The 22,635-nt window shown below is 70.0% G+C and carries 14 protein-coding genes; 5 read left to right on the top strand and 9 right to left on the bottom strand.

Annotated elements, in window-relative coordinates; all coding sequences use genetic code 11:
- Nucleotides 1-23: 23 nt before the first annotated feature.
- The 4 genes from AC5RWQ_RS07420 to AC5RWQ_RS07405 form a co-directional block, all read right to left on the bottom strand.
- Nucleotides 24-2,117, bottom strand: coding sequence for an amylo-alpha-1,6-glucosidase (locus AC5RWQ_RS07420; RefSeq protein ID WP_494282038.1), 2,094 nt, complete (start codon nucleotides 2,115-2,117; stop codon nucleotides 24-26).
- 653 nt (nucleotides 2,118-2,770) lie between these two features.
- On the bottom strand, nucleotides 2,771-4,948 hold the full coding sequence (locus AC5RWQ_RS07415; protein WP_494281986.1) for an MMPL family transporter: 2,178 nt from the start codon (nucleotides 4,946-4,948) through the stop codon (nucleotides 2,771-2,773).
- Nucleotides 4,949-5,105: 157 nt separating this feature from the next.
- Nucleotides 5,106-7,103: a multicopper oxidase family protein gene (locus AC5RWQ_RS07410; RefSeq protein WP_494281985.1), complete on the bottom strand. Its 1,998-nt coding sequence runs from the start codon at nucleotides 7,101-7,103 to the stop codon at nucleotides 5,106-5,108.
- Nucleotides 7,100-7,522, bottom strand: a complete 423-nt coding sequence (locus AC5RWQ_RS07405; RefSeq protein ID WP_494281984.1) for a DUF6220 domain-containing protein — start codon at nucleotides 7,520-7,522, stop codon at nucleotides 7,100-7,102. Before AC5RWQ_RS07405 ends, AC5RWQ_RS07410 begins: the two co-directional genes overlap by 4 nt.
- A gap of 202 nt (nucleotides 7,523-7,724) precedes the next feature.
- Here AC5RWQ_RS07405 and AC5RWQ_RS07400 point away from each other — a divergent pair, with 202 nt between their 5' ends.
- Both AC5RWQ_RS07400 and AC5RWQ_RS07395 read left to right on the top strand, forming a co-directional pair.
- Nucleotides 7,725-8,969 carry a sensor histidine kinase gene (locus tag AC5RWQ_RS07400; RefSeq protein WP_494281983.1) on the top strand — a complete coding sequence of 415 codons (1,245 nt, stop codon included), beginning with the start codon at nucleotides 7,725-7,727 and terminating at the stop codon, nucleotides 8,967-8,969.
- Nucleotides 8,966-9,667: a response regulator transcription factor gene (locus tag AC5RWQ_RS07395; RefSeq protein WP_494281982.1), complete on the top strand. Its 702-nt coding sequence runs from the start codon at nucleotides 8,966-8,968 to the stop codon at nucleotides 9,665-9,667. Before AC5RWQ_RS07400 ends, AC5RWQ_RS07395 begins: the two co-directional genes overlap by 4 nt.
- 205 nt (nucleotides 9,668-9,872) lie before the next feature.
- Here AC5RWQ_RS07395 and AC5RWQ_RS07390 read toward each other — a convergent pair whose 3' ends face one another.
- Complete coding sequence (locus tag AC5RWQ_RS07390; RefSeq protein ID WP_494281981.1) at nucleotides 9,873-10,556, bottom strand: alpha/beta fold hydrolase; 684 nt, start codon at nucleotides 10,554-10,556, stop codon at nucleotides 9,873-9,875.
- A 187-nt stretch (nucleotides 10,557-10,743) separates the two neighbouring features.
- Nucleotides 10,744-11,949: a D-alanyl-D-alanine carboxypeptidase family protein gene (locus AC5RWQ_RS07385; RefSeq protein ID WP_494281980.1), complete on the bottom strand. Its 1,206-nt coding sequence runs from the start codon at nucleotides 11,947-11,949 to the stop codon at nucleotides 10,744-10,746.
- Nucleotides 11,950-12,523: 574 nt separating this feature from the next.
- Between AC5RWQ_RS07385 and AC5RWQ_RS07380 the strand changes: the two genes are divergently transcribed.
- Nucleotides 12,524-13,558 carry an extracellular catalytic domain type 2 short-chain-length polyhydroxyalkanoate depolymerase gene (locus tag AC5RWQ_RS07380; RefSeq protein ID WP_494281979.1) on the top strand — a complete coding sequence of 345 codons (1,035 nt, stop codon included), beginning with the start codon at nucleotides 12,524-12,526 and terminating at the stop codon, nucleotides 13,556-13,558.
- Nucleotides 13,559-13,716: 158 nt separating this feature from the next.
- On the opposite strand, the gene AC5RWQ_RS07375 is transcribed toward AC5RWQ_RS07380, so the two are convergent.
- The 3 genes from AC5RWQ_RS07375 to AC5RWQ_RS07365 all read right to left on the bottom strand — a co-directional run bounded on the left by AC5RWQ_RS07375 (nucleotide 13,717) and on the right by AC5RWQ_RS07365 (nucleotide 17,181).
- Nucleotides 13,717-14,703, bottom strand: a complete 987-nt coding sequence (locus AC5RWQ_RS07375; RefSeq protein WP_494282037.1) for a hypothetical protein — start codon at nucleotides 14,701-14,703, stop codon at nucleotides 13,717-13,719.
- 37 nt (nucleotides 14,704-14,740) lie between these two features.
- Nucleotides 14,741-15,913 carry a low temperature requirement protein A gene (locus AC5RWQ_RS07370; RefSeq protein WP_494281978.1) on the bottom strand — a complete coding sequence of 391 codons (1,173 nt, stop codon included), beginning with the start codon at nucleotides 15,911-15,913 and terminating at the stop codon, nucleotides 14,741-14,743.
- Nucleotides 15,914-16,125: 212 nt separating this feature from the next.
- On the bottom strand, nucleotides 16,126-17,181 hold the full coding sequence (locus AC5RWQ_RS07365) for a CapA family protein (protein ID WP_494281977.1): 1,056 nt from the start codon (nucleotides 17,179-17,181) through the stop codon (nucleotides 16,126-16,128).
- Between the two features lie 128 nt (nucleotides 17,182-17,309).
- On the opposite strand from AC5RWQ_RS07365, the gene AC5RWQ_RS07360 reads away from it, so the two are divergent.
- A complete protein-coding gene (locus AC5RWQ_RS07360; protein ID WP_494281976.1) occupies nucleotides 17,310-18,923 on the top strand; it encodes an FAD-binding oxidoreductase in 1,614 nt (537 codons plus the stop codon).
- Between the two features lie 344 nt (nucleotides 18,924-19,267).
- The gene (locus tag AC5RWQ_RS07355) at nucleotides 19,268-22,606 is read left to right on the top strand and encodes a S8 family serine peptidase (RefSeq protein ID WP_494281975.1); all 3,339 of its coding nucleotides are present in this window, start codon (nucleotides 19,268-19,270) and stop codon (nucleotides 22,604-22,606) included.
- Nucleotides 22,607-22,635 lie beyond the last annotated feature (29 nt).

Below are 22,635 nucleotides of genomic sequence, written 5' to 3'. Positions count from 1 at the left end.
CCGACCTTGCCTGGGCAGCGCGGCTACTCGGCGAGCGAGACCCTGCACTCGGATCGGACAGTGTCGACGTTCCACCGACGGCCGAGCGCCGGCACGTGGTGCAGGCGGACCTGTCCGAGTTGGTCGGGGACGTGGGCGTCGGCGGCGAGTCGGCCGTCGCGGGGTTCGAGGCCGAGCATCGTGCGCAGGAGCAGCAGGGGTGCCCCGCTGGCCCAGGCCTGGGGGTTGCAGGCGGTGGGGTACGGCACGGGTTGACGGCCGAAGGACCGGTCGTAGCCGGAGAACGCCTCGGGCAGTCGGTGTCCGGAGTGGCACGAGGCTTCCAGCATCGCCATCGCGATCCGGTTGGCCTCGTCGCGGTGACCGTAGCGGGCCAGCCCGGCCGCGATGATCGAGTTGTCGTGCGGCCACACCGTGCCGACGTGGTAGCCGATCGGGTTGTAGCCGACATCGGCGGTGGAGAGCGTGCGTACGCCCCATCCGGAGAACATCTCGGGAGACATCAGATGCCGCGCGACCTGAGCGGCGCGGTCGTAGGGAACGATGCCGCTCCACAACAGGTGGCCCATGTTCGAAGTCATCGAGTCGATGGGTCGTTTGTCGCCGTCAAGGCCAACGGCGTAGTAGCCGCCCCGCTCGGGGATCCAGTAATCCCGGTTGAACCGCTCGCGCAGTGCTGCGGCCTCCGCGCGTAGCCGCTGGGCCACCTCCGGGTCCTGCCACGGCCCGTCGGCAAGTTCCGCCATCCGCAGTTTCGCGTCGTAGGTGTAGCCCTGTGTCTCGCAGGTGGCGATCGGTAGGAAGGGAATGGTGCCGTCGGCGTACTGCACGCCGTCGGGAGAGTCACGCCAGCACTGGTTGCCCAGGCCCTGGCTGGAGCGGGTGGCGTATTCGACGTACCCGTCGCCGTCGCGGTCTCCGTAGTCGTCGATCCATCGCAGCGCGGCATCGGCGTTGTCGCGCAGCCGGCGCACGAGATCGTCGTCCCCGGTCCACCGCCAGTACTCCGACAGCAGGACGAGCCAGAGCGCGGTGGTGTCGGCGCCGCCATAGTAGGGGTGGTAGGGCTTGAGCCCGAGCTGGGTGAGCTCGCCCGAGCGGTACTCGTGGAAGATCTTGCCCGGTTCCTGGTCGGTGAAGTCATCGAACGTCGTCGCCTGATGCGTGGCCAGCACGATCAGGGCGCCGCGGGCGACATCCGGGCCGCAGGTCATGCTCTGGTAGGCGGTGATCAGCGTGTCGCGACCGAAGGTGGTGAGAAACCACGGCAGACCCGCCGCGAGAAGGACGACGGGTTCACCCGCGATGCTTTTCTCGATCCGCATGGAGACCAGATCCACCGCCGACTGGTGGTAGATGTCGCGGAGCAGGTCCGCGTCCGAGTGCAGATGGGGCTTCTCCGCCGCCCACCGCGTCGACGGGTCCTCCGGCCCGTGATCGAACGCCTCGCCGAACCCCCGCAGCACGGGGCGGTAATGATCCTCACCGCAGCGCAGGGGAACGCTCACCGCACAGCTCCACTGCTGTCCCCGCTCGAGGCGCACGTTCCACACGAGCGCGTCGCCGTCGACCAGGTCGGCCGGCGGGTCGGCTTCGACCCGTACCGACGCCGCGTAGCTGCCGTTGCGGTACCCGAACATGAGCGCCCGGCCGTCCGGCTCGTGCTGCCGGGAGATGTCCGGGGTCCGGTCGCGGCCGGACTCCTTGATCTCGAACAGGTCGGCGAAATCCGTCCCGGCCGCCAGACGCAGTCGGACCGATACCGGCTCGATGCCGAAGTACCGCAGTTCGATCCGTTCGTGCAGCCCGTCGCCGACGAAGCGCTGGCGCCGCACGCCTACCCGGTTGGCGGACAGGTGGGGCAGGTCGGAGTTGGCCAGGAAGAACGTCGCCGAGTAGGCGTCGACGGTTCCCGAGGAGAGGACCAGCAGCGCCGCGTCATCGATCGTCAACTGCCAGTGGCTGAGAAACCGGGTGTCGTCGTGCACCAGGCCGCCGATCGAGCCTCGTGGCACGTCCCCGCAGGCATCGGAGAACATAAACGTACGGCCCTCGAGCACGCCGATCGCATCCGGCCCCAACTCCGGCGGCAGGTCCCGACAGGCACCGCTGGGCACCCCCGGCCCCGCCGGTACGTCCGGCCACGGCTCCGCCGGCGTAGGCCTCCGTGCTGTCGCGGTCACCCACACCTCCCCAGGTCGTCCGCAAGCGGCTCCTGCCGGCCCCGCCGTCAAGCCGCTGCCACGATGGTCGGTCCGAACCCAGCGTTCCCGGTCAACCGCAGATCATCCCGTCGCACCCGGTCGGATCGGCCGGGACACCCGGGGACCAGGGTTGAGGGGGTCTGCTACTACCTGGATCAACAGGGCCGGTCACGTCGCCTCTGCAGGTGATTGACTGAGCGCAGGCCGGGAACACCAATTGCCGGAATCGGTGCGACGCCCCTCGCCCTTTCTGGGCCGTCTGCTGTGCGGGCACCGCGACCACGGCACTCGGAACGACACACTTGAACGTGCCTGAGACCCGGTAGGGAGGCTGCGGTAGACCTCCAGCTTGTGTTCCGGCTCGGCGTCGCGCAGGGCGCTTACCAGGTCTCCGAGCTCCTCGACGACGGCGATGATCCGCTCCTCGCTCAAGCGAGGTCGACGCGGGCGAGGTCGCTGCTGATCTCCTGGCTCACGTTCGGTCATTCGGCTGGCCGGCTGCTGACAAGAATGCGTGGGAACTCCTCGCCCGAGGGTTCCCCCGCACTGCCTGGACTCGAGGTGGGTCAGACTCTGGCCTCCTCCCGGACCCTGGCCTGTGAAGCGGAGTTCGCCTTCGGTGCCCGGCGTCCGGGCATCCACCAGTTGGCCTTGCCGCACAGTTCCATTACCGCGGGGACGAGGACCATCCGGACGATGGTGGCGTCGATGAGCACGGCGACGGCCATGCCCAGACCTCCCTGCTTGAGGGAGACGTCGGGGCCGAGCAGGGAGGTCATGAAGATGGCGATCATGATGGCGGCCGCGGCCGTGATGACCTTGGCCGTCCGTGCCAGCCCGCGGGTGACGGCCATCCGGGTGTCGCCGGTGCGCTCGTACTCCTCACGGACCCGCGAGATCAGGAAGACCTCGTAGTCCATGGAAAGGCCGAACAGGAGCGGGAACATCGTCACCGGTATGAAGGCCGTGACCGGCATCTCGGTGGGGAATCCGAGGGCGGGGCCGAACCATCCCCACTGCACGACCGCGACGATCACGCCATAGGCGGCGGCGATCGACAGCACGTTCATCACGGCGGCCTGCAGCGCGATCGTGACCGACCGGACCAGCGCGATCAGCACCACCAGGGACAGCACGATGACGATCGCGATCATCGGGAGCAGGCGGGAGCTGACCCCGTCGGCGTAGTCGATGGTGGCGGCGTTCGGGCCGCCGACATAGACCTCTTCGCCGCCGGATGCCTTGGGCAGCACGTCGTCGCGGAGCTTGTGCACCAGGTCCGCGGTCGCCTCGTCCTGGTAGCCGGTCGTCGGGAAGGCCATGAAGGTGACGGCCTGCCCATCCTTGCTGACCCGGGGCTGGGTTGCGTAAGCGATGCCCTCGATCTTGCCGACCGCCGCGACGACGGGACGCAGATCTGCGCCGGAGGAGTCGACCTCGGTGGCGAAGATCAGGGGTGCGCCGTAACCGGGCCCGAAGCCCTCGGAGATGATCTCGTAGGAGGTGTAGCTGCTCCTGTCGTGGGGCTGGACACTGGCGTCGGGCATGCTCAGCCGCATCGACAGCACGGGTGCGGCCAGCACCAGCATGACCGCGCCGGCCAGGATCGCGGCGGCGAGCGGCCAGCGCTGCACCACGCCCGCCCAGCGCTCGGCGAGGGTACGGCGATCCCCGGACGGAACGCCGCCGGCCCCGTGCCGCCGGGACGAGCGGCGGGGTAGCCGCAGCGAGTTGATCTTGTGGCCGGTGAAGCCCAGGAACGCCGGCAGCAGGGTCACCGCGGCGATCACCGTGACCAGCACGGCCACCGACGTGGCGACGGCCAGCCCGGTCATCATCCGATCTCCCATGACGACCAGGCCCAGCAACGCGATCACGACGGTCGTGCCGGCGAACAGCACCGCGTGACCCGCGGTGGTGATGGCCTTGACCGTGGCGCTCTGGGGCTCGTCGCCGTCCTCCAGGGCGTCCTTGTAGCGGGTCACGATGAACAGTGCGTAGTCGATGCCGACGCCGAGCCCGATCATCGCGGCGAAGATCACCGCGAAATCCGGCGCGGGGACAACATGCCCCACGAGCTTCATCAGGGCGATGCCGCCGAGGAGCGCCAGCAGCGCGGTCACGATTGGCAGGCCCATCGCCACCAGCGACCCGAAGGCGATGAACAAGATCACGGCTGCCGTCAGGACGCCCACGCTCTCGGCCGGACCCTGCGGGGGCGTCTCGGCCTTTTCCGCCTTCTCCCCGCCCAGCCCCAGCGTCACGCCGTCGCCGGAGGCTTCCTTGACCGTGTCCACCAGAGGCTTGACCTCGGTCTTCGCCACATCCCTGGCGGTCAGTGGGATGGTCGTACGGGCGATACGACGATCCTGCGTCACCAGCTTTTCGTCCTCGTACGGCGAGGTCACCGGCCCGGTGATGGGTGAGGCGTCCAGATCGGCGATGACCTTTTCGATTTTTTGCTGTACGGCGGGGTCGTCGATTCCCTTCTTTGCCTTGATCGCGAGAGTCAGCGTGTCGCCTTGCTGCTCGGGGAAGTGCTTCTCGATCAGCGCCTGCGCCTTGGCGGAATCGGAGTTACCACCGGAGTAGTCGTTGTCAGAGGCGGCACCGTAATTGAAGCCGACGAACGCCACAGCGATCACGCCGACGATCCAGGTCAACAGCACGAGGCGGCGGCGCCGGTAACAGAACCGGGCAAGTCTCGCCAGAGCTCCATCCGTACGGGGAGCCTCGGTTGTCATCATCTTCTCCTCAAGTCGTTGAGCGTTGTGGCTATCCGCTATCCGCTACCGCTATCCGCGATCAGGGATCAAGGAAGTCGCGGGATGTCCAGGACGGCGCGCTCTCCCGCACCGTGTTGCTGACGTCGAGGTGGGCAGGGAAGCGGCGCGGACCGGATCAGTGGCCATGGCCCGGGCTTCCGCCGTGCGGGCCGCCGAATGGCGTCGTGACGCCGTCGTAGTGGAGCCGCAGCATCATGCCCTGATCCGCGTGGGGCAGATTGTGGCAATGGTTCATCCAGATCCCGGGATTCGTGGCGCGAAATGCCACCTCCCATGTCTCGCCCGGCCGAACGTCGAATGTGTCCACCCACAACGGGCTGCCCGTCGACGGTGTCCCGTCCCTGGCCAGGATCAGCACGGGATGGCCGTGCAAATGCCAGGGATGCGTTTCCAGGCTTCGGTTTACGACGGTGAACCGGACGATGTCGCCTTGGGCGACGAGCTGGTCGGGGATGGCGGGGTGACCTCGGCCGTTGACGGTCTGGGCATATGCCGGTCGGCCGTCGACCATGGCTACTCCACGGTCGAGCACCATGATGAAGTGCCGGTCGGCACTGCGGGGATCGAAAGGCGCGGCGGCCGGAGTTCCGTACCGCAGCAGGTCCAGCTCCGGCAGGTCGGACGTGTCCGCGATGTGCGATTCAGCGAGGGAGTCGCCGTGCGGGCGGAGGCGCAGTCCACCGTCACGATCGTCGTCGACGACGAGCGCCACGAGCGTGTCCGGCATGAGGAACACCAGGTCGTATCGCCCGCCTGCGGGCAGGTGCAGTGCGACGTCGCTGACCTCACCGGGCTGGTTGAGGTTCCGGCCGTCGATGGCCGCCACCCGGAAGTGGGCTCCGGCGAGGACGATCCGGTGCGGACTCGAGTCGGTGTTGATCAGCCGCAGCCGTACCGGTGTGCCGGGTGGTGCGGGGTGTTCGGTTTGGCCGTCCCTGCTGTCGATCACGACCGTGCCGTCGAAGGTGTGTACGGGCAGGGTCAGGTCCACCTGCTCTGCCGCGGAGTGCTCGTCGGCTCGCTGTCCGTCGCGCGGTTCCACGACGAGGGTTCCGTACAGCCCCTTGTGTACCCCGACATGGGACGCGTAATGGGTGTGGTACCAGTAGGTGCCGACCTGGTCGGCACGGAACCGGTGGACGAACTCCTCACCCGGCCCTACAGCCATCTGGGTCAAACCCGGCACGCCGTCCTCGCCGCACGGTACGTCGTACCCGTGCCAGTGCAGGGTCACCCCCTTCTCGATGTCGGCGTTGCGCAGCCGCACCTCGATCAGGTCACCCTGGGTCGCGATGATCGCCGGACCCGGGACCTCCCCGTTGTAGGTCCACGCGTCAATGTCTCGTCCGGACGCCAGCCGTACGGTGGCCTTCTTCGCGGTGAGCACGTGCCGCCGCACGGCGCCACCCGCTGCCGGTGAGCCGGAGCCCCGTAAATCGGCCACCGACACGGCCGCTCGGGACGAGCGCCCAGGGCCGCCTCCCCTGGTCACCGCTTTGGTGGGAAGGAACGACAGCCCGATGCCGCCGCCGCCCGCGGTCACCACGACGGCACCACCGGTCCAGGCGATGAACCGGCGGCGCGAGATCGTGCGTTGACCCTCCCGCGCCTGCGCCACGCTCGCATCAGTGGCCTTTTCGGCGGCAGCCGCGACCACCCGTAGGGTCAGCAACCCGCCGGCGCCCACCAGCGAGATCGTGATCAAGGCCGTGCTCACCGTGAGCGGGTACCCGACCAGGAAGGTCACCACAAGACCGGCCAGCGCCGCGTAAGCCGTGGCGAGCACCGAGACGACACCGCCTACCGACGCTCCGTTGCCTCGCCCCCGCCTCGCCGCGAGCAGTCGCGGACCGGCGAGCAGCACGGCGACGGCCCCCGCGAGGCCCAGCATCGGCAGCCCCAGGAGCACCTTTTCCTGCACGAACCACCAGCCGCGGCCGGCAAGCATCGCCACGGTGCCCACCCGGACGAGCGTCATGAGCACCGCCGCGACGAGGCCGGCAAGCGCCAGCCGGGTACGCCGGAGCGCAATTGTGACGCCGGCCGCGAACCACGCGGCGACGCTCAGCAACGCGACGACGTGGTCCAGGATGATCAACAGCCTGGTGGTCATGACGCCTGTCGTGCGGGTGCGGCCGGCATTGACAGCTGCCTGGCCTGGCGGATGATCCTCCCGGCCACCGCAATGATGGCGAGACCGTTGACCGCGTGCAGGCCGAAGACGAGCTGGCCGGCCATCGTGCTGCCGCCGCTGCCGTCGAACGCGGTGGCGATCGTCTTGATCACGAACTGGAGAAGCGCGAGCCCGGCGACCAGGCCGCTCATCCCGATGAGCCGTCCGGGCAGCCGAGCTGTCGCGGCAGCGATGGCCACCAGGAGCGCCAGGAAGACGATTCCGCCTCCGAGCATGCGGTGCGGCTGGAAGGACTCATCGTTGGGTGCCGTGTCGAACGCACCGCTGGCAGCCAGGAAGAACTGTGCGACGACGGCCAGCATCAGCAGGGCCGCGAGGCCAGCGAAAGCCTTACGCATGGCGCACTCCTTGAACCGGTAGAGGGTGATCGGTCATGGCCAAGATCGTCGCGCGGGGGAGGCCGCCGTGACCTCGCACAGTGGATGGCAGCGTCTACGCAATTGGGCGTAGCCGACCTCGCATCTCACTACGCCCGCCGGCGTAGCAGGTCGCGCATCTGGGTGCAGCGTCGCCCGGGTACGAGAACCGTAGGATCACGACATGAAGCAGCGTGCCGTGTCGTTCCCCCTGCGGGTGGTGGCGCAGGACGTGGCGCTCGCGCTCTTCATCACCGTGATGCAGGTCCAGGGCACAATCGCCAAGGTTGCCGGCGACGGGGCACCGCGTCCGCTCGCCGACCTCGGAAATCTCGGACTCGCGCTGCTGGCCGTGAGTGGCCTGGTCGTTGCTGTCCGCCGCCGATGGCCGGTTCTGGTGTTCGTCACGACCGCACTTGCCAGCTTGGTGTACTTCAGCCTCGACTTCCCGGACGGGCCCGGCTGGCTCGGGCTCTTCGTCGCCCTGTACACCCTCACCGGGTACGGTGACGGGCGCCGGTCGCTGGTGATCGCCGGTGCGGGGACCACAGTGCTGGCCGTCGGGTGGCTGGTCGCCGCGGCCGACATCGAGCCACGCGCCGCCATCGGCTGGGTGTTCTTCCGGATCGGTGCGTCGGTCATGAGCGCAGCCCTCGGCGAGTCCGTCCGGTCTCGGCGGGTCATCGCAGCCGAAGCTCAGGAGCGCGCTGAGCTAGCTGAACGAACTCGCGAGGAGGAGGCGCGGGCGCGGGTCGACGCCGAACGGCTCCGGATCGCCCGCGAGGTGCACGACACTGTTGCGCACGCCATCGCAATCATCAACGTCCAAGCCGGTGTCACCGCGCACGTGCTCGACAAGAGGCCGGAAGTGGCACGCGAGGCGCTGCAAGCCATCGAGCAGACCAGTTCTCGCGCGCTGCGAGAGATGCGGGCCATCCTCGGGGTACTCCGTGACGACGACGACGCGCGCGTGCCGTACCCCGGGCTTGGACAGATCGACGAACTCACTGTCAAGGCACGCGATGCCGGACTCGACATCAAACTTGAGCAGACCTCGCCCGCGACCCCGTTGCCGAGCGCGGTGGGCAGTGCCGCCTACCGAATCCTGCAGGAATCGATCACCAACGTGATCCGCCACGTCGGCCCCACCCGGGTGACGGTAGCGCTGAACCAAGGGATCGACGTCCTAGAGATCCGCGTGACTGACGAGGGCCGCCGTGCCGTCCCAGGTGACGACCCCGCTCACCCGCACCTACCGGCCCAGCATTCGACCAGCACCGGCAGCTCGGCCAAGCCCGGCCGCGGAATTCTTGGAATGCGCGAGCGCTGCCAACTGCTGGGCGGAGAACTCGACGCGGAGCCAATTCGGGGCGGAGGGTTCGAGGTCAGGGCCCGGCTGCCCCTCACGCCGACCGGGTCACGCCTGTGAACGCGGCGGCCGCGCCACCGTCAACCAACGCTCCCATCAAGGTGCTCCTCGCCGATGATGAGGGCCTCGTGCGATCCGGGTTCAAGGTCCTGCTCGACCTCGAGGAGGACATCATGGTGGTGGGAGAGGCCACCAACGGCGCCGAAGCCGTCGAGCGGGCCCGCGCGACCCGCCCCGACGTCGTCCTCATGGACATCCGCATGCCAAAGCTGGACGGGATTCGAGCCACCGTCCAGATCGCCGAGACGCACGGGTTGGAGCAGGTCCGGGTCCTCATCCTCACCACCTACGACACCGACGAGTACGTCTTCGAGGCATTACAAGCCGGTGCCAGCGGCTTTCTGCTCAAAGACGCCGGACCGGCCGAGCTCCTGCACGCCATCCGGGTGGTCGCCGCAGGAGACGCCCTGCTCGCGCCGCGGATCACCCGACGCCTCATCGGCCAGTTCACCGCGCAACGAGCAGCCACCCAGGCCGGGGAGGACCGGCTCGCGGTGCTGACCCAGCGCGAGCGCGAAGTGCTGGCGCTGGTGGGGCGGGGCCTGAGCAACAACGAGATCGGTACCGAATTGTTTCTCAGCCCGGCCACGGCGCGCACCCATGTCAGCCACGCGATGGCGAAACTGGGTGCGCGCGACCGGGCTCAACTGGTGGTGATCGCGTACCAAACAGGCTTGGTCAGTCCGAACAAGGCATGAATGCGGCCACGCCAAGTGGTGCTCGACAAGCTCACCTGGCGGGTTCAAATCCCTCGGTCTGCCGATCCATCTCGGCCACGGACAGCGCCGCCGCGGCGACAAGGTCGTCCGGCGCCGGTGCGCGCTGAGATCGATTGCAGCGCGCACCGTTTGCGTCTCAGGCTGGCAGGTGAGCGCGAGCCCGAGTTGCCCGTGAGCGAGGGGTTCAGCCGCGGGCGTGCCGCCGCAGGATGTCCGCCAGCTCCTTTGGCCGGCTGAGCGCAGCGCAGTGACCCGCGGCGATCTCGTCCGGGGTGATGCCCAGGCGCTCGGCCACGTGCCGGCGCATGAAGTCCGGCGGGAAGAATCGGTCCTGCGTGCACAGTACGAACCCGGTCGGCACGTCCGGCAACGCCTTGAGCGGCCATGGCGCCCGCATGGCGGCGGCTGAGGGGTGGTTCCGCTCCTTGCTCATCGCCTCCTCGGCCAGCGCCCGCGGCATGTCGTGATAAAAGGACACGTACGGGTCATCGTTGCCGGTCAGGCCGCCGTCGCGGGCCGCCTGTTCTCGCACCGCGGCGCGGTAGCCGGTGTTGGCCCACCAGTCGTCGGGTGGCTCGCCCGGTGCGGGGATCATCCCGGCCACGAAGACCAGCGCGTCCACCGGAAGCCGGTCGGCGACCAGCGGTGCCGTGTACCCGCCGAACGACTGCCCCGCGACGACCAGGTCCGTCCGGTCGCCGACGGCCGCTACCACCGCGTCGGCGTAGTCGGTCAGCTGCGCCGTATCGTCGTCGGCTGGCAGGTCGGGGGCGACCACGTCGTGCCCGTGCGTCCGCAGCTCGGCGGCCACCAGGTGCCAGTACCAGCCGACGTCACCCGCTCCATGGATCAGCACGAAGGTACTCATCAGCCGGAGTCTAGGCACCGGCCGCCGATGACAGAGGTACCTCTACCGTGAATGCTGCGCCCTGACCTGGGGCATCGCTGCTGGACTGCCCAGGCACGTTGGTCACCCTCAGGATGGGCGGTTTGGCGCCGGTGGCGGTTGGTGTCGTTCGCCTTCCGGGAAAACCGACCGGTTGGTCGTCGGCTTCCTACGGGTTGACAGCCCGGCGCGCGGCCCTTCGTCGCCAGGGAGCTGCCAGGAGCGGGACGGCCAGTACGACGGCGGCGCCGAGGCCGAGGATGGCCGTCAACGAGAACGATGGTCCTGCCCCAGCGTGACCGTGGTGCTCGCCTCTGACCTCCGTAAGGGGACGGTCGTACTTCTTCTCGTCGGGGGCGACCAGGCGCCCGACCGACGCGTCGGGCGGAAGAGCGAAGCCCCAGTCCAACAGGGCTGCCGCCTCGCCCAGGCTCCCCAGTGGCGCGGTCTCCGCGCCGAGCAGGGTCACGGCGAGCCGCCGGCCGTTACGTTCGGCCACCCCCACGTACGTCTGTCGAGCCAGGTCGGTGAAGCCCGTCTTCCCCCCGAGTGTCCCCGGGTAGTGGTCCAGCAGCGTGTTGTCGTGGGTGATGGAGAAGCCTGGGGTTCCCGATGCTGCCGGTATCTCCGCCACTCGGGTGGCGATATATCGCCGGAAGTCTGCGCGGGCGTAGGTGGCGCGCGCGATCAGCGCCAGGTCGTACGCGCTGGTGTACTGACCGCTGCCGTCCAGGCCGGACGGTGTCGCCGCGTGGGTCTGGTTTGCGCCCAGCCGGTGCGCCTCCTCGTTCATCGCCTGCACGCCGCCCTGCCGCCCGGCGGTGCCACCGCCGGCGCGGGCCAGCACGTTGGCCGCGTCGTTTCCCGATTTGAGGAGAAGCCCGAGCCACAGGCTCTCGATCGAGTAACGGCCGCCCTCGACCACCCCCATTCGTGAACTGGCCGGATCGAGATCCTGCAGATCCGCCCGGGTCACCTCGACCACCTGTGCTGGCTCGAGGTGGGGCATCAGGGCCGCGGCCAGGAGCATCTTCTGCACGCTGGCTGGCGTGCGGTGCTCGTGCGGGCCGCATCCACCCAGCACCGCGCCACTGTCGAGGTCGGCCACGACCCACGAGGTGGCGGTCACCGACGGCGCCATCGGCGCACCCGTGGGAATGGCCAGCCCCGCCGTCGCAAGCGTCTCGCCGCCGACGGCCAGGTCGGCGGGACCGACCGGTGGCGGCGACGGTGCGGCGGGCGGGGGCACTGGCGGCTTCACGGCCGGGCAGGGCACGTACGGCGCGGACGCCGCCAACGTCGATGACCCGGCCGCCACGGCGGGCGTGGTCAGAATGGCGCTGAGCGCAACGGCAGCAATGCGAATAGCGGTCACGTTAAAGCACCGTAATTGCTGACAAGGCAGGCACAGCCCGGGTTGCCGAAAGTAGTCCCGAGGCGGCGAGAATTCCGGTCTTTGGGTGGGCCGCGCTCGTTGAATCGCCTTGTGCCCTTTCCCGAGGCTCTGTCCGGATAGTGGACAAACGCGATCGGTGCGTTCACGGTCAACCAGCACACAGTGGCCTAGTCGGACTGGATCCGGATCATTGGGGTTTGTGGGTGGCTGCAGGGTTGACGGTCGCCGCAAACGGAAACGCCGGGCGCAGTCGGGCCAAGGCGGGGCGGGCGACCAGTGTGTCGCTCTTTCTGTCGGGAACAGTCACGAACAGCAATCTCCAGCCTGTTCGTGCCAGCAGGCGTCGCGCAGTAGTACCCCGCCCCGCCGCGCTGGTGCTGCTCGGGCTGGCCCGGTCCCGCCGCCGCGGCCGGTGATCCGGCGCGGACCGGGTGGGCGGCCCACACCGCCGCCGCAGGCGAGGTGTCGGCCGGACGGATATCTACTGTGGCCAATGTCACGTTAACGTTCTCGCACGCCGGCCGTCCCACCGGCGCATTGACGGGAGAACACCATGCAGACACCGTGGAATGCCGTCACCACCCTCGCCGCAGCCCTTCTCCTCGTCCTGCCCGGCGGCGTGGCCGCCCGCGCCGCGGGCACGCCGTACACCACCACCCCGGTCTCCGGCTCGCTCGGTACCTACCAGGTCTCCGCCGTGTACGTCGCCGGGATCTCCTCCGGCGGCTACCTGGCCACGCAGCTGCAGGTCGCGTACTCCGCACGGATCCGCGGCGCGGCCGTCTTCGCCGCCGGCCCCTACTACTGCGCCCAGAACACCGTCGCCCAGGCCCTCTACGGATGCGGCGACAACATCTACCCGACCCACGTCTCCACGCTGGAGAACTACACCCGCACGTGGGCCTCCTACGGTTGGATCGACGGTACCGGCAACCTCTCCGGGCAGCCGGTGTACGTCTACCACGGCAACAGCGACACCACCGTGAAGAGGTCCGTCACCGACGACCTGGTCCGGTACTACCAGGACTTCGGGGCCAGCGTCCGCTACGACAGCGCCGGCGCCGCCGGCCACGCCTGGGTCACCCCGTACGGCACCGTGGGCTGTACCGCCACCGCCTCGCCGTATCTCAACGACTGTGGCACCGACCCACAGGGCGCCTTCCTCGGCAAGCTGCTCGGCTCGGTCTCCCCGCCGAACACCGGCCCGCTCGGCGGCACCCTCATCCGGTTCAGCCAGAACACCTTCGCCACCAACGGTTGGGCCAACGGGTTGAGCATGGACTCCGCCGGCTTCGCGTACGTCCCGAGCGCCTGTGCCGCCGGCCAGACCTGCCGGCTGCTGGTCGCCCTGCACGGCTGCGCCCAGGGGTACGCGAAGATCGGCACCGCCTTCGTCGACCGGGCCAACCTCAACCAGTACGCCGACACCAACCGGCTGATCGTGCTCTATCCGCAGGCCATTGCGACCGGGGCGAACCCGAACGGGTGCTGGGACTGGTGGGGCTACCTCGGTGCCAGCAACTACCCGATCAAGGGCGGTTACCAGGTGGAGACGATCATGAACATGATCCGCCGCCTGGACGGCTGACCGCCGTCCGGTCTCCCGCCCCGTTCCTGGGCGCCGACGGCGCTGCGCGCCTTCGGCGTCGAGGTCGAGGTCGTCGAACTACCGGACGAGGTGAGAAATGAGGTGCTGCTGGCCGCGCGCCAGCGTCAGTACCGGTAAAGATCCAGGTCCGGTGCGGATCATGCCGCCTGCCGGCAGAGCCGGCGGTACTCGGCGGTCACCACGCCGAGCAGGAAGAGGTCCACGCCGAGCGCGGAGAGCGCCCCGAACTGGTTGACGGTGAAGCTGAAGATCTGCCCGAACAGCAGGTCCACCAGGAGCGCGAGTTTGAACAGCCGGAAGGCGCGCGTCCGATCGCGGGGCAGCAGCCACGCGCCACGGATGCTCAGCACCGCGGTGATCAGCGCCGAGACCGAAACCCCGAGCACCGCACGCCACTCCCGCTGGTCGTTCAACTGCCCGGTGACCGTGTCCAGCAGGACGTTCACCACGACGACGAACGGCTCGCCGACCAGGTAGAGCACCACCAGCGCAACCACCCACCGGTGGGTGGTCACCCAGATCACGGCCCGACGGGCCTGGCTGACCCAGGGCTGCCAGAACCGGGAACCGGGTGGCTCGCGTCGAGGCACCGTGTCGAGCAGCCGGGCCACCCCGTCCTCGACGTCCGGGCCGCAGCCGCGGACCAGCCGGGCCACCGCCGCGCGGCGATCATCGGTGAGGCCGCTGCGGAACCCTCCGACCACCGCGTACAGCGCGTTCGCCGTCCGCTCCCGGTCGGAGAGCCGGATCCGGCTCCGTATCGCCTGGGTGATCACGACCAGCACGGCGAAGGCCCCGTAGATGATGCCGGCGGCCGGGGCGTAGAAGTAGTCGGTGCCGGCGGTGACCAACTTGCCCACCTCGTCGATGAAGAGCCCGAACCCGATCCCGCCCAGGACCGCGCCGAGGATGCGCGCCGCGCTGCCGAGGAAGACCAGCGCGACAGCCAGACCGGCGGTCATCAGTAGCCCACCCCAGAGCACGTGCGCGATGTGCAGCCCGCCGCCGCCGAGCTGCGGGTAGCCGGCAGCCTGGAGGAAGGCCCGGGTGACCAGCACCGTCACCACCCCGGAGAGCACGAACGCCTGCAGGTACGACGGTGCCTCCAGTACCCGGGGTGGCATCGACCAGCGGGACGGACGGGCGGGCATGGTCCCGACGTTAGTGGCGGTGTCCGTCACCCTGGGCCGGTTCCGCCGGAGTGGGCGCGAAGCGGGTGATGACTGTCGCGGCGGCAGCGCTGGCAGCCGCCGCCACCAGGAGCGCCGCGTAGGGCGGTGCCAGCGCACCCGCCGCTGCGCCGGCCAGTGCCAACGCCGCGCTGCCGACCAGCCACCGTTGCGGGTTGATCCTCGGCACCGCCCACAGGTACCAGCCCTGGGCGAGGAGGAAGAGTATCGGTCCGCCGAACAGCAGGAGGCTCAGTGCGGCGGACGGCTGGCCGTGGGGGTGGGTGATGGCCATCTCGAAGGCCGCGGCCGCGGCGATGAGTCCGGCCACCATCACTGTCAGGACGTTGCCCGCCATCCGGGTGGCGTGGATCGGGTCGCGGGTGTCCTCCAGGTGTCGCACGACCAGGCGGCCGGGGCCTCCGTAGGCGATCATCCACAGGGCCGCCGTGACGATCAGGGCAGCTAAGCCGGTCGCCCCTGTCATCACCGTCATCAGGACCGCGGCGATGGCTACCCCGGTGGACAGGATCGTCTCGCCCAGGGCAATGATCAGGAACAGTCGGCATCGTTCCAGCATGTGCCCGCTCTCGGCGAGCCCGACGCTCTGCGAGTGGAGTCTGCGCCCGGGCACCGGGTGTCCGAGCCAGGTGCCGAGCAGGTCGAGGGCCGCGGCCGCGGCCCACCAGTACAAGCGGTGTACGGGGTCCACCGCGGCGCCGACCACCCACAGGGGTGAGCTGGTGAGCAACCACAGGATCGTGCGCCGGTAGTGGTCGCGCCATATCTCCGTCGGAGCGTTCAATAGGGTCCACAGGCCACGGCCGAGTTGAATGAGTAGGAACGGAACGGCGAAGTTCCATCCTGAGCCGGTGAAGGCGCCGGTCACGGCGGCGTTCATGAAGAGGCCGACGAATAGCACCGTCACCATCATGGCGACGGTGCGGGTGCGTTCGATCCTTAGGAGAGTCGCTTCCCAGCTGGTGTAGTACCAGACGGTGAAAACAGCCAGCAGTATCACGGCGGTCTGCGCGATGCCGCGCGCTGACAGGTGGTCCCGCAGGTGGTACGTGAGCTGGGAGACTGCGAACACGAACACGAGATCGAAGAACAGCTCCACGGGATCGACCCCGTACGTCTGGGTGCGCCGCAGATGCTCGTCCATCGCAGGGTCTGCCTCTCGGGTCTCGGACGTAGAACCCGTTCACGTTCGACAGTCGCGTGCGGGTGGTTCCAGCGGTCGAGGCAACGGTAACGATTGAGGTCGGCGCTGTGGGCCAGCTGCGCCAGCAGAGGCCAGTTGGGCCGACCGGGTGGTGTGCGTTGCTGCCCGTTGACCCCGATGATCGCGTACCCCATCGGCCGTGCTTGGCCCGACTATGGGGCGGGGCTCGCGGCGAGTCCGGTGCAGGCGTTCAGGCCCGCGTACTCCTGGCGGATCCGGGCCGTGTCCTCCCGGCCGGCGAGTTCGGGTCGGCCGGTGCGTCGGGAGATCGTCGCGGGCACCAGTTCCGTCTTCGAGATCGCCGATCCGTCGAGGGTCACCCGCAGCACCCCCGTGTCGTTGCTGTACGCGTCGTCGCGCCACCACAGGAAGTTGCCGAGCCCGTACTGGACGAAGGTCTTGCCGAGCCACCCGTCGCCGAGCAGGAGGTGGGCGTGGGTGCCGACCACGATCGCGGCGCCCGCCCGGGCCATCTCGCCGGCGAACGCGCGCGCCTCGGCGGGCGGACACGCGTCCCCCTCCGTACCCCAGTGGACGTAGACGACGACCACGTCGGCCTGCTGTCGGGCGGCCTGAACCGCGGCGACGGCGCGGGGGAGGTCCCGGGTCATCGCGATGCCGGCCCGGGTTTCTGTGGCCCTCCACTGCGACCACAGTTCGGAGACCTGGCTGAAGCCGAGGACAGCGATTCTGGTGCCGCGTATGTCGGTGATCCACGGCCGGTACGCCGCCGCCGCGTCGGCGCCCGCGCCGACGGCCGGCACCCCGGCGGCCCTGGCCGCGTCCACGGTGTCGGCCAGCCCCGTCCGCCCGTAGTCCAGCGCGTGGTTGTTCGCGATGGACACGACGTCGATGCCGGTGGCCTTCACCGCGTCATACGCGCTTGCCGGCGCCCGGAAATGGAACTCCTTCGGCTCGGCAGCGCCCCGCGTGGTGACCGCCGTTTCCAGGTTGACCATCGCCAGGTCCGCCGCCGACAGGGTCGACGAGATCGACCCGAACGCGGTCGCAGGGTCGCGTAGCAGATCGGCCGTACGGTCGGCGAAGTGCACGTCGCCCGCGAACGCCAAGGTGATCTCGGCAGGCTGGGACGGGGACGCCGCCGGGGCGGAACGGGTGGGCGCACCGGCCGGCGGGGTCCGGGCGGCCTCGCACGCCGTGACAGTCAGGGTCGCCGCCAGCGCGACGAAGGAACGTGCCCATCTCACTCAGCGCAGCGTACGGAAACCCGCCCGACCTTTGAGCCTACTTGGCCAGGATTGCATCGACGGGGTGCCGGCCGTCGAGTACGTTACCGGCGAGTCGATCTGGCGATGGTGGACGGCGGGGAGGCCGCATGGCCGGGAAACACCGTTCGTGGTGGGGTTGGGGGCACGTCGAGGACGCAGTGACCGGCGCGGAGGCGACGGCGTTGGCCGACCGGGTGCGTACCCTGCTGCCCGACGTCGACCTGACCGAGCATGTCGCGCCGCCGGTGGCCGAACTCGGCCTGCGCCAGCCGCGGGTCGATCCGCCAACGTCACTCGCCCGGCTGTGCTCGACGGACCCGGCGGACCGGGCGGCGCATGCCCACGGCAAGGCGTTCCGGGACGTCGTCCGCAACCTGCACGGTGACGTCCACGATCCGCCGGACCTGGTGGTCCGGCCGGCGACCGAGCAGGACGTCGTCGACGTGCTGGACTGGTGTGCGGGCCGGGACATCGCGGTGATCCCCTACGGCGGCGGCTCGTCAGTGGTCGGCGGCGTGGAGCCGCGGCTGGACGACGCGTATCCCGCGGCGGTCACTCTCGACCTCGGGCGCCTCGACCGGGTGTTGGAGGTGGACCCGACCAGCCGGGCGGCCCGCGTCCAGGCCGGCGTGTTCGGGCCGGCGCTGGAGGACCAGCTCCGGCGGCACGACCTCACGCTGCGGCACTTCCCGCAGTCGTTCGAGTTCTCCACCCTGGGCGGCTGGTTGGCCACCCGCGCCGGCGGTCACTACGCCACCGTCCTGACCCACATCGACGACCTGGTGGAGTCGTTGCGGGTGATCACCCCGGCCGGCACCAGCCAGTCGCGCCGGCTGCCCGGCTCCGGCGCCGGGCCGTCCCCGGACCGGCTGTTCCTCGGCTCGGAGGGCGCGCTCGGCGTCATCACCGAGGCGTGGATGCGGCTGCAGGACCGGCCGCGCTGGCGGGCGGGCGCCTCGGTGCACTTCACCGACTACGACGAGGCGGTCGGGGCCACTCGGGCCATCGCCCAGTCCGCGCTGCACCCGAGCAACTGCCGGCTGCTCGACCCGGCCGAGGCGCTCCTCAACGCCGGCGCCGCCACCACCGGCGGCGTGCTCGTCCTGGGATTCGAGTCCGCCGACCATCCGGTCACACCGTGGCTGGACCGCGCCGTCGAGCTGTGCCGCGACCACGGGGGAACCCTGCCGGAGCCGCCCCGCAGCGACGACTCGTCCGGCCCACGGCAGCGGACCGCCGCCGCCGACGCCTGGCGGTCAGCGTTCCTGCGGATGCCGTACCAGCGCGACGCCCTCGCTGCCCGGTCGATGATCGTGGAAACGTTCGAGACCGCCTGCACCTGGGACCGATTCCCCACCTTGCGTGCCGCCGTGCTCGCCGCGGCCGGCGACGCGCTCCGCGCCGTCGCCGCGACCGGCGTGGTCACCTGCCGCTTCACCCACGTCTACCCGGACGGGCCCGCCCCCTACTTCGGCGTGTACGCCACCGGCCGCTGGGGCGCCACCGTCGACCAGTGGGACCAGATCAAGCATGCCGTCTCCGACGCGCTGCTCGCCGCCGGCGGCACCATCACCCACCATCACGCCGTCGGCCGCGACCACCGACCGTGGTACGACCGGCAGCGTCCGGACCCGGTCGCGCTCGCATTGCGCGCCGCCAAGGGCGCGCTCGACCCGTCCTGGATCCTCAACCCCGGTGTCCTCGTCGATCCCGCCGGCTGACTTGGGCCGGCCGCGCGCTTGCCTGGCTGCGGGTCGCCGAGGGCGATGACGAGGGGGCTGCAGTCCCGCCCAGTGACGCCGATCGCCGCTTGACGAACCCCCAAGTGACCGGCCCGCGACGTGGGTCTGTTGGGCGTGCGGCCAGCTTCCAGGAATGCGTTCTCGCGAGCATCGGGCTCCTCTGCCCGCTCCGGTTCGTGGAAGGTGTGCGGAGGCTCGGCGGTCCTGGCGTGCAGGCCCCCGCGCCGATCGGCCGGAGTGATCCAGGTCACTCCGGATGAACTTCCACCCGCCGGCCACGTCCGGGACACCTGGATACCTCTCGCGTTCATCCAGGGAGAATGATGCGTTCAATTCGCAAGATATCGGCGCTGGCACTGCTGGTGCTGGGCGTCTCGGCGGTGGCTCCGGGCGGTCCGCCGGCGTCGGCGCAGCCCCGGGCCGCGAAGCCGGCGACCACACCCGCGGTCGCGTCCAAGCCCCGGACGGTAACTCTGCTCACCGGCGACACCGTCAACGTCAGCAGTGTGGACGGCCAGACGGCCGTCGACGTCGTGCCGGGCAAGGGACGGGAACGGGTCCCGTTCATCACCCACAGTGCCGGCGAGGACGTGCGGGTCATCCCCGCCGATGCCGTCGGCCTGCTCAACCGGGGCAAGCTCGACGAGCGGCTCTTCGACATCTCGACGCTGGTCGACTTCGGCTACGACGACACCCGGGCCGCCCTGCCGCTCATCGTCCAGCACAGCAGCGCCGCCCCCGCCGGCCTCGCCGGCGCCCGGACCACCCGGGAGCTTCCTGGGGCGAGCGCTGTCGCGGAGAGCCGCGCGGACGCGGTGTCCTTCTGGAACAACCTCACTTCCGCCGCGGGTGGCACCGAGCGGCAACTGCGGGCCGGGATCGACAAGATCTGGCTCGACGGGCTGCGCCACCCCACCCTCGACGTCAGCGTCCCGCTGACCGGCGCGCCGCAGGCCTGGCAGGCCGGCTGGACGGGAACGGGGGTGAAGGTCGGCGTGATCGACACCGGCGTCGACCAGACCCACCCCGACCTGGCCGGCCGCGTCGCCGCCGCGGAGAACTTCACCGCCGACCCGGACGCCCTCGACCGGGTCGGCCACGGCACCCACGTCGCCTCCACCATCGCCGGCAGCGCGGCCGCGTCGCAGGGCCGGTACAAGGGCATGGCGCCCGGCGCGACCCTCTACAGCGCCAAGGTCTGCATGGTGGAGGGCTGCCCGGAGTCGGCGATCCTGGCCGGCATGAACTGGGCGGCGCAGCGGGGCGTCAAGGTCGTCAACATGAGCCTCGGCGGCCCGGACAGCCCGGAGATCGACCCGATCGAGGCGGCCCTGGCCGACCTCACCCACCGCTACGGCGTGCTCTTCGTCGTCGCCGCGGGCAACACCGGCATGGCCGGCGAGTCCACGGTGAACTCGCCCGGCAACGTGACCGAGGCGCTGACCGTGGGCGCCGTGACCAAGACGGGCGAGCTGGCCGAGTTCTCGAGCCGGGGTCCGCGCTCGGGCGACGCCGGCATCAAGCCGGATATCACCGCGCCCGGCGTCGGCATCGTCGCCGCCCGCAGCTCGACCTCCGACCTGTGGCCGAACGACGAGAACCCGCAGTACGCCAGCCTGTCCGGCACCTCGATGGCGACTCCGCACGTGGCCGGCGCGGCGGCGATCCTCGCCCAGCAGCACCCGGACTGGGCGCCTGAGCGGATCAAGTCCACGCTGATGGCGGCCGCTCAGCCGAACGCCGCCATCGGTGTCTACGAGCAGGGCGCGGGCTTCCTCGACGTGGCCCGGGCGATCCAGCAGACCGTCACGGCGAGCCCGGTCAGCGTCGCCTTCGAGCGGACCACCGCCACGCAGCAGAGCACGGTCACGTACGCGAACAGCGGCTCTTCCGCCCTCACCCTGGCGGTCTCCCTCGACGCCAAGGACGCCGACGGCGCCCCGGCGCCGGCCGGCCTGTTCAGCCTCAGCGCCTCCTCGGTGACGGTCCCGGCCGGCGGCACGGCCACCGTGACCGTCAACGTGCAGGCCGGCGCCGACCTGCCCGACCGCTACTTCGGCGGTGAGGTGACCGCCACCGGCGGCGGTGCCCAGGTGCAGACTCCGGTCGCGCTCGACATCGCCCGCCACCAGCTGTCCCTCAAGCTCGTCGGGCCGGACGGTGGAGCGCCCACGCCCGAGCAGGGCTGGGTGACCGTCCTGACCGACCTGGACCGGCAGACCATCCTGGTGCTCGACGACCCCGCGGCCACCAGCTACCGGGTCCGCGCGGGCCGCTACCTGGTCCAGACCTACCTGATCAGCGGCGCGGACCCGTTCCTCCCGGACATCACCACGCTGGTACGCCCGAGTCTCGACCTGACCACGGACCAGGCGCTCACCGTGGACACCCGCCTGGCGAAGCCGATCACAGTGTCGGTGCCGAATGCGAAGGCCACCGCGGTCCACCAGGAGTTCGGCTGGACGATCCGGACCGAGCAGCCGCAGATCTGGGGCAGCAACGACCTGTTCGGCGTGCTGATGGGCATCCCCTTCGACCACCTGCGCACCGCGCAGATCGGGGCCGGCGAGACGCCCGGCTTCGTCTCCTACGTCAACGGCATGTGGGGCCAGGTGGCCCAGGACGGCAGCCTGCACAACAGCCCGTACGTCTACCGGGTCTACCTCTACGAGCCGGAGAGGATGATGGCCGGGCTGACCCGCAAGCTCCGCGCGGGCGACTTCGCCACGGTCCGCTCCCAGATCAGCGCGGACGTGGCCGGCGTGCCGGTCGCGCGGACCGCGGTGGCGCACGCGCCTGGCAACTCGCCGATCTACCGTGACGAGCGCAATATCCCGCCGAGCTTCACCTACGACGTGCCGAGCACGATCACGGAGTACTACAACCAGGACAAGCAGGCGGTGTGGAAGTCGACCTCGGCCCAGCCGAGGTACACGTACTACGAGTCGGCGTGGACCAGCTTCCAGCCCGGGCGCACGTACAACGTGAAGTGGGCCAACGCGGTGGCCGGGCCGGTCTTCCCGGAGCCGAATTTCGGCCAGCAGTTCGCCACCCGCTACTGGGGCGACCTGATCGGCGGGCCGGGGCCGCTGCACGGCGACGGCACCGGGCACATGGGCTTCCGGCATGTCCGCGGCGGTAGCGTCGAGGTGAACCTCTACCGCAACGGGGTCAAGGTCGGCGACGCAAACCAGGCGCCCTGGGTGTGGGAGGTGCCTGCGGAGCCGGGTGACTACCGGTTGGCCGCGACCTTCCGCAGCGACCCGGCGTTCACCCTGTCGACGGTGGTCGACGCGGAGTGGACCTTCACGTCCGGGCACGTGGGCGACGGCGAACTGGTGAAGCTGCCGATGACGGCGATCCGGTACACCCCGGAGCTCAACATCAACAACCGGGCGCCGGCCAACCGGCTGTTCGCGATCCCGGTCTCGCTCGACCGTCAGGTCGGGGCGGCGCCGGGCCAGACCACGGCCCTGACCGTCGAGGCATCCTTCGACGACGGCAATACCTGGCAGCAGCTGACCGTGCAGCGGTCCGGCGAGCAGGCCGTCGCCTGGGTGCGCAACCCGGCCGGCACCGGCTTCGTCTCGCTGCGGGCCGCCGCAACGGACACCAGCGGTAACACGGTCAAGCAGACCGTCATCCGCGCCTACCGGTACTGACGGTGGGCCCCGGACGCGGCGCCCACCGG

It is taken from the genome of Micromonospora sp. BS32 (assembly GCF_059089345.1).
Note: the sequence above shows the minus strand (reverse complement) of the source record. Positions and strands in the feature narration are given on the sequence as shown.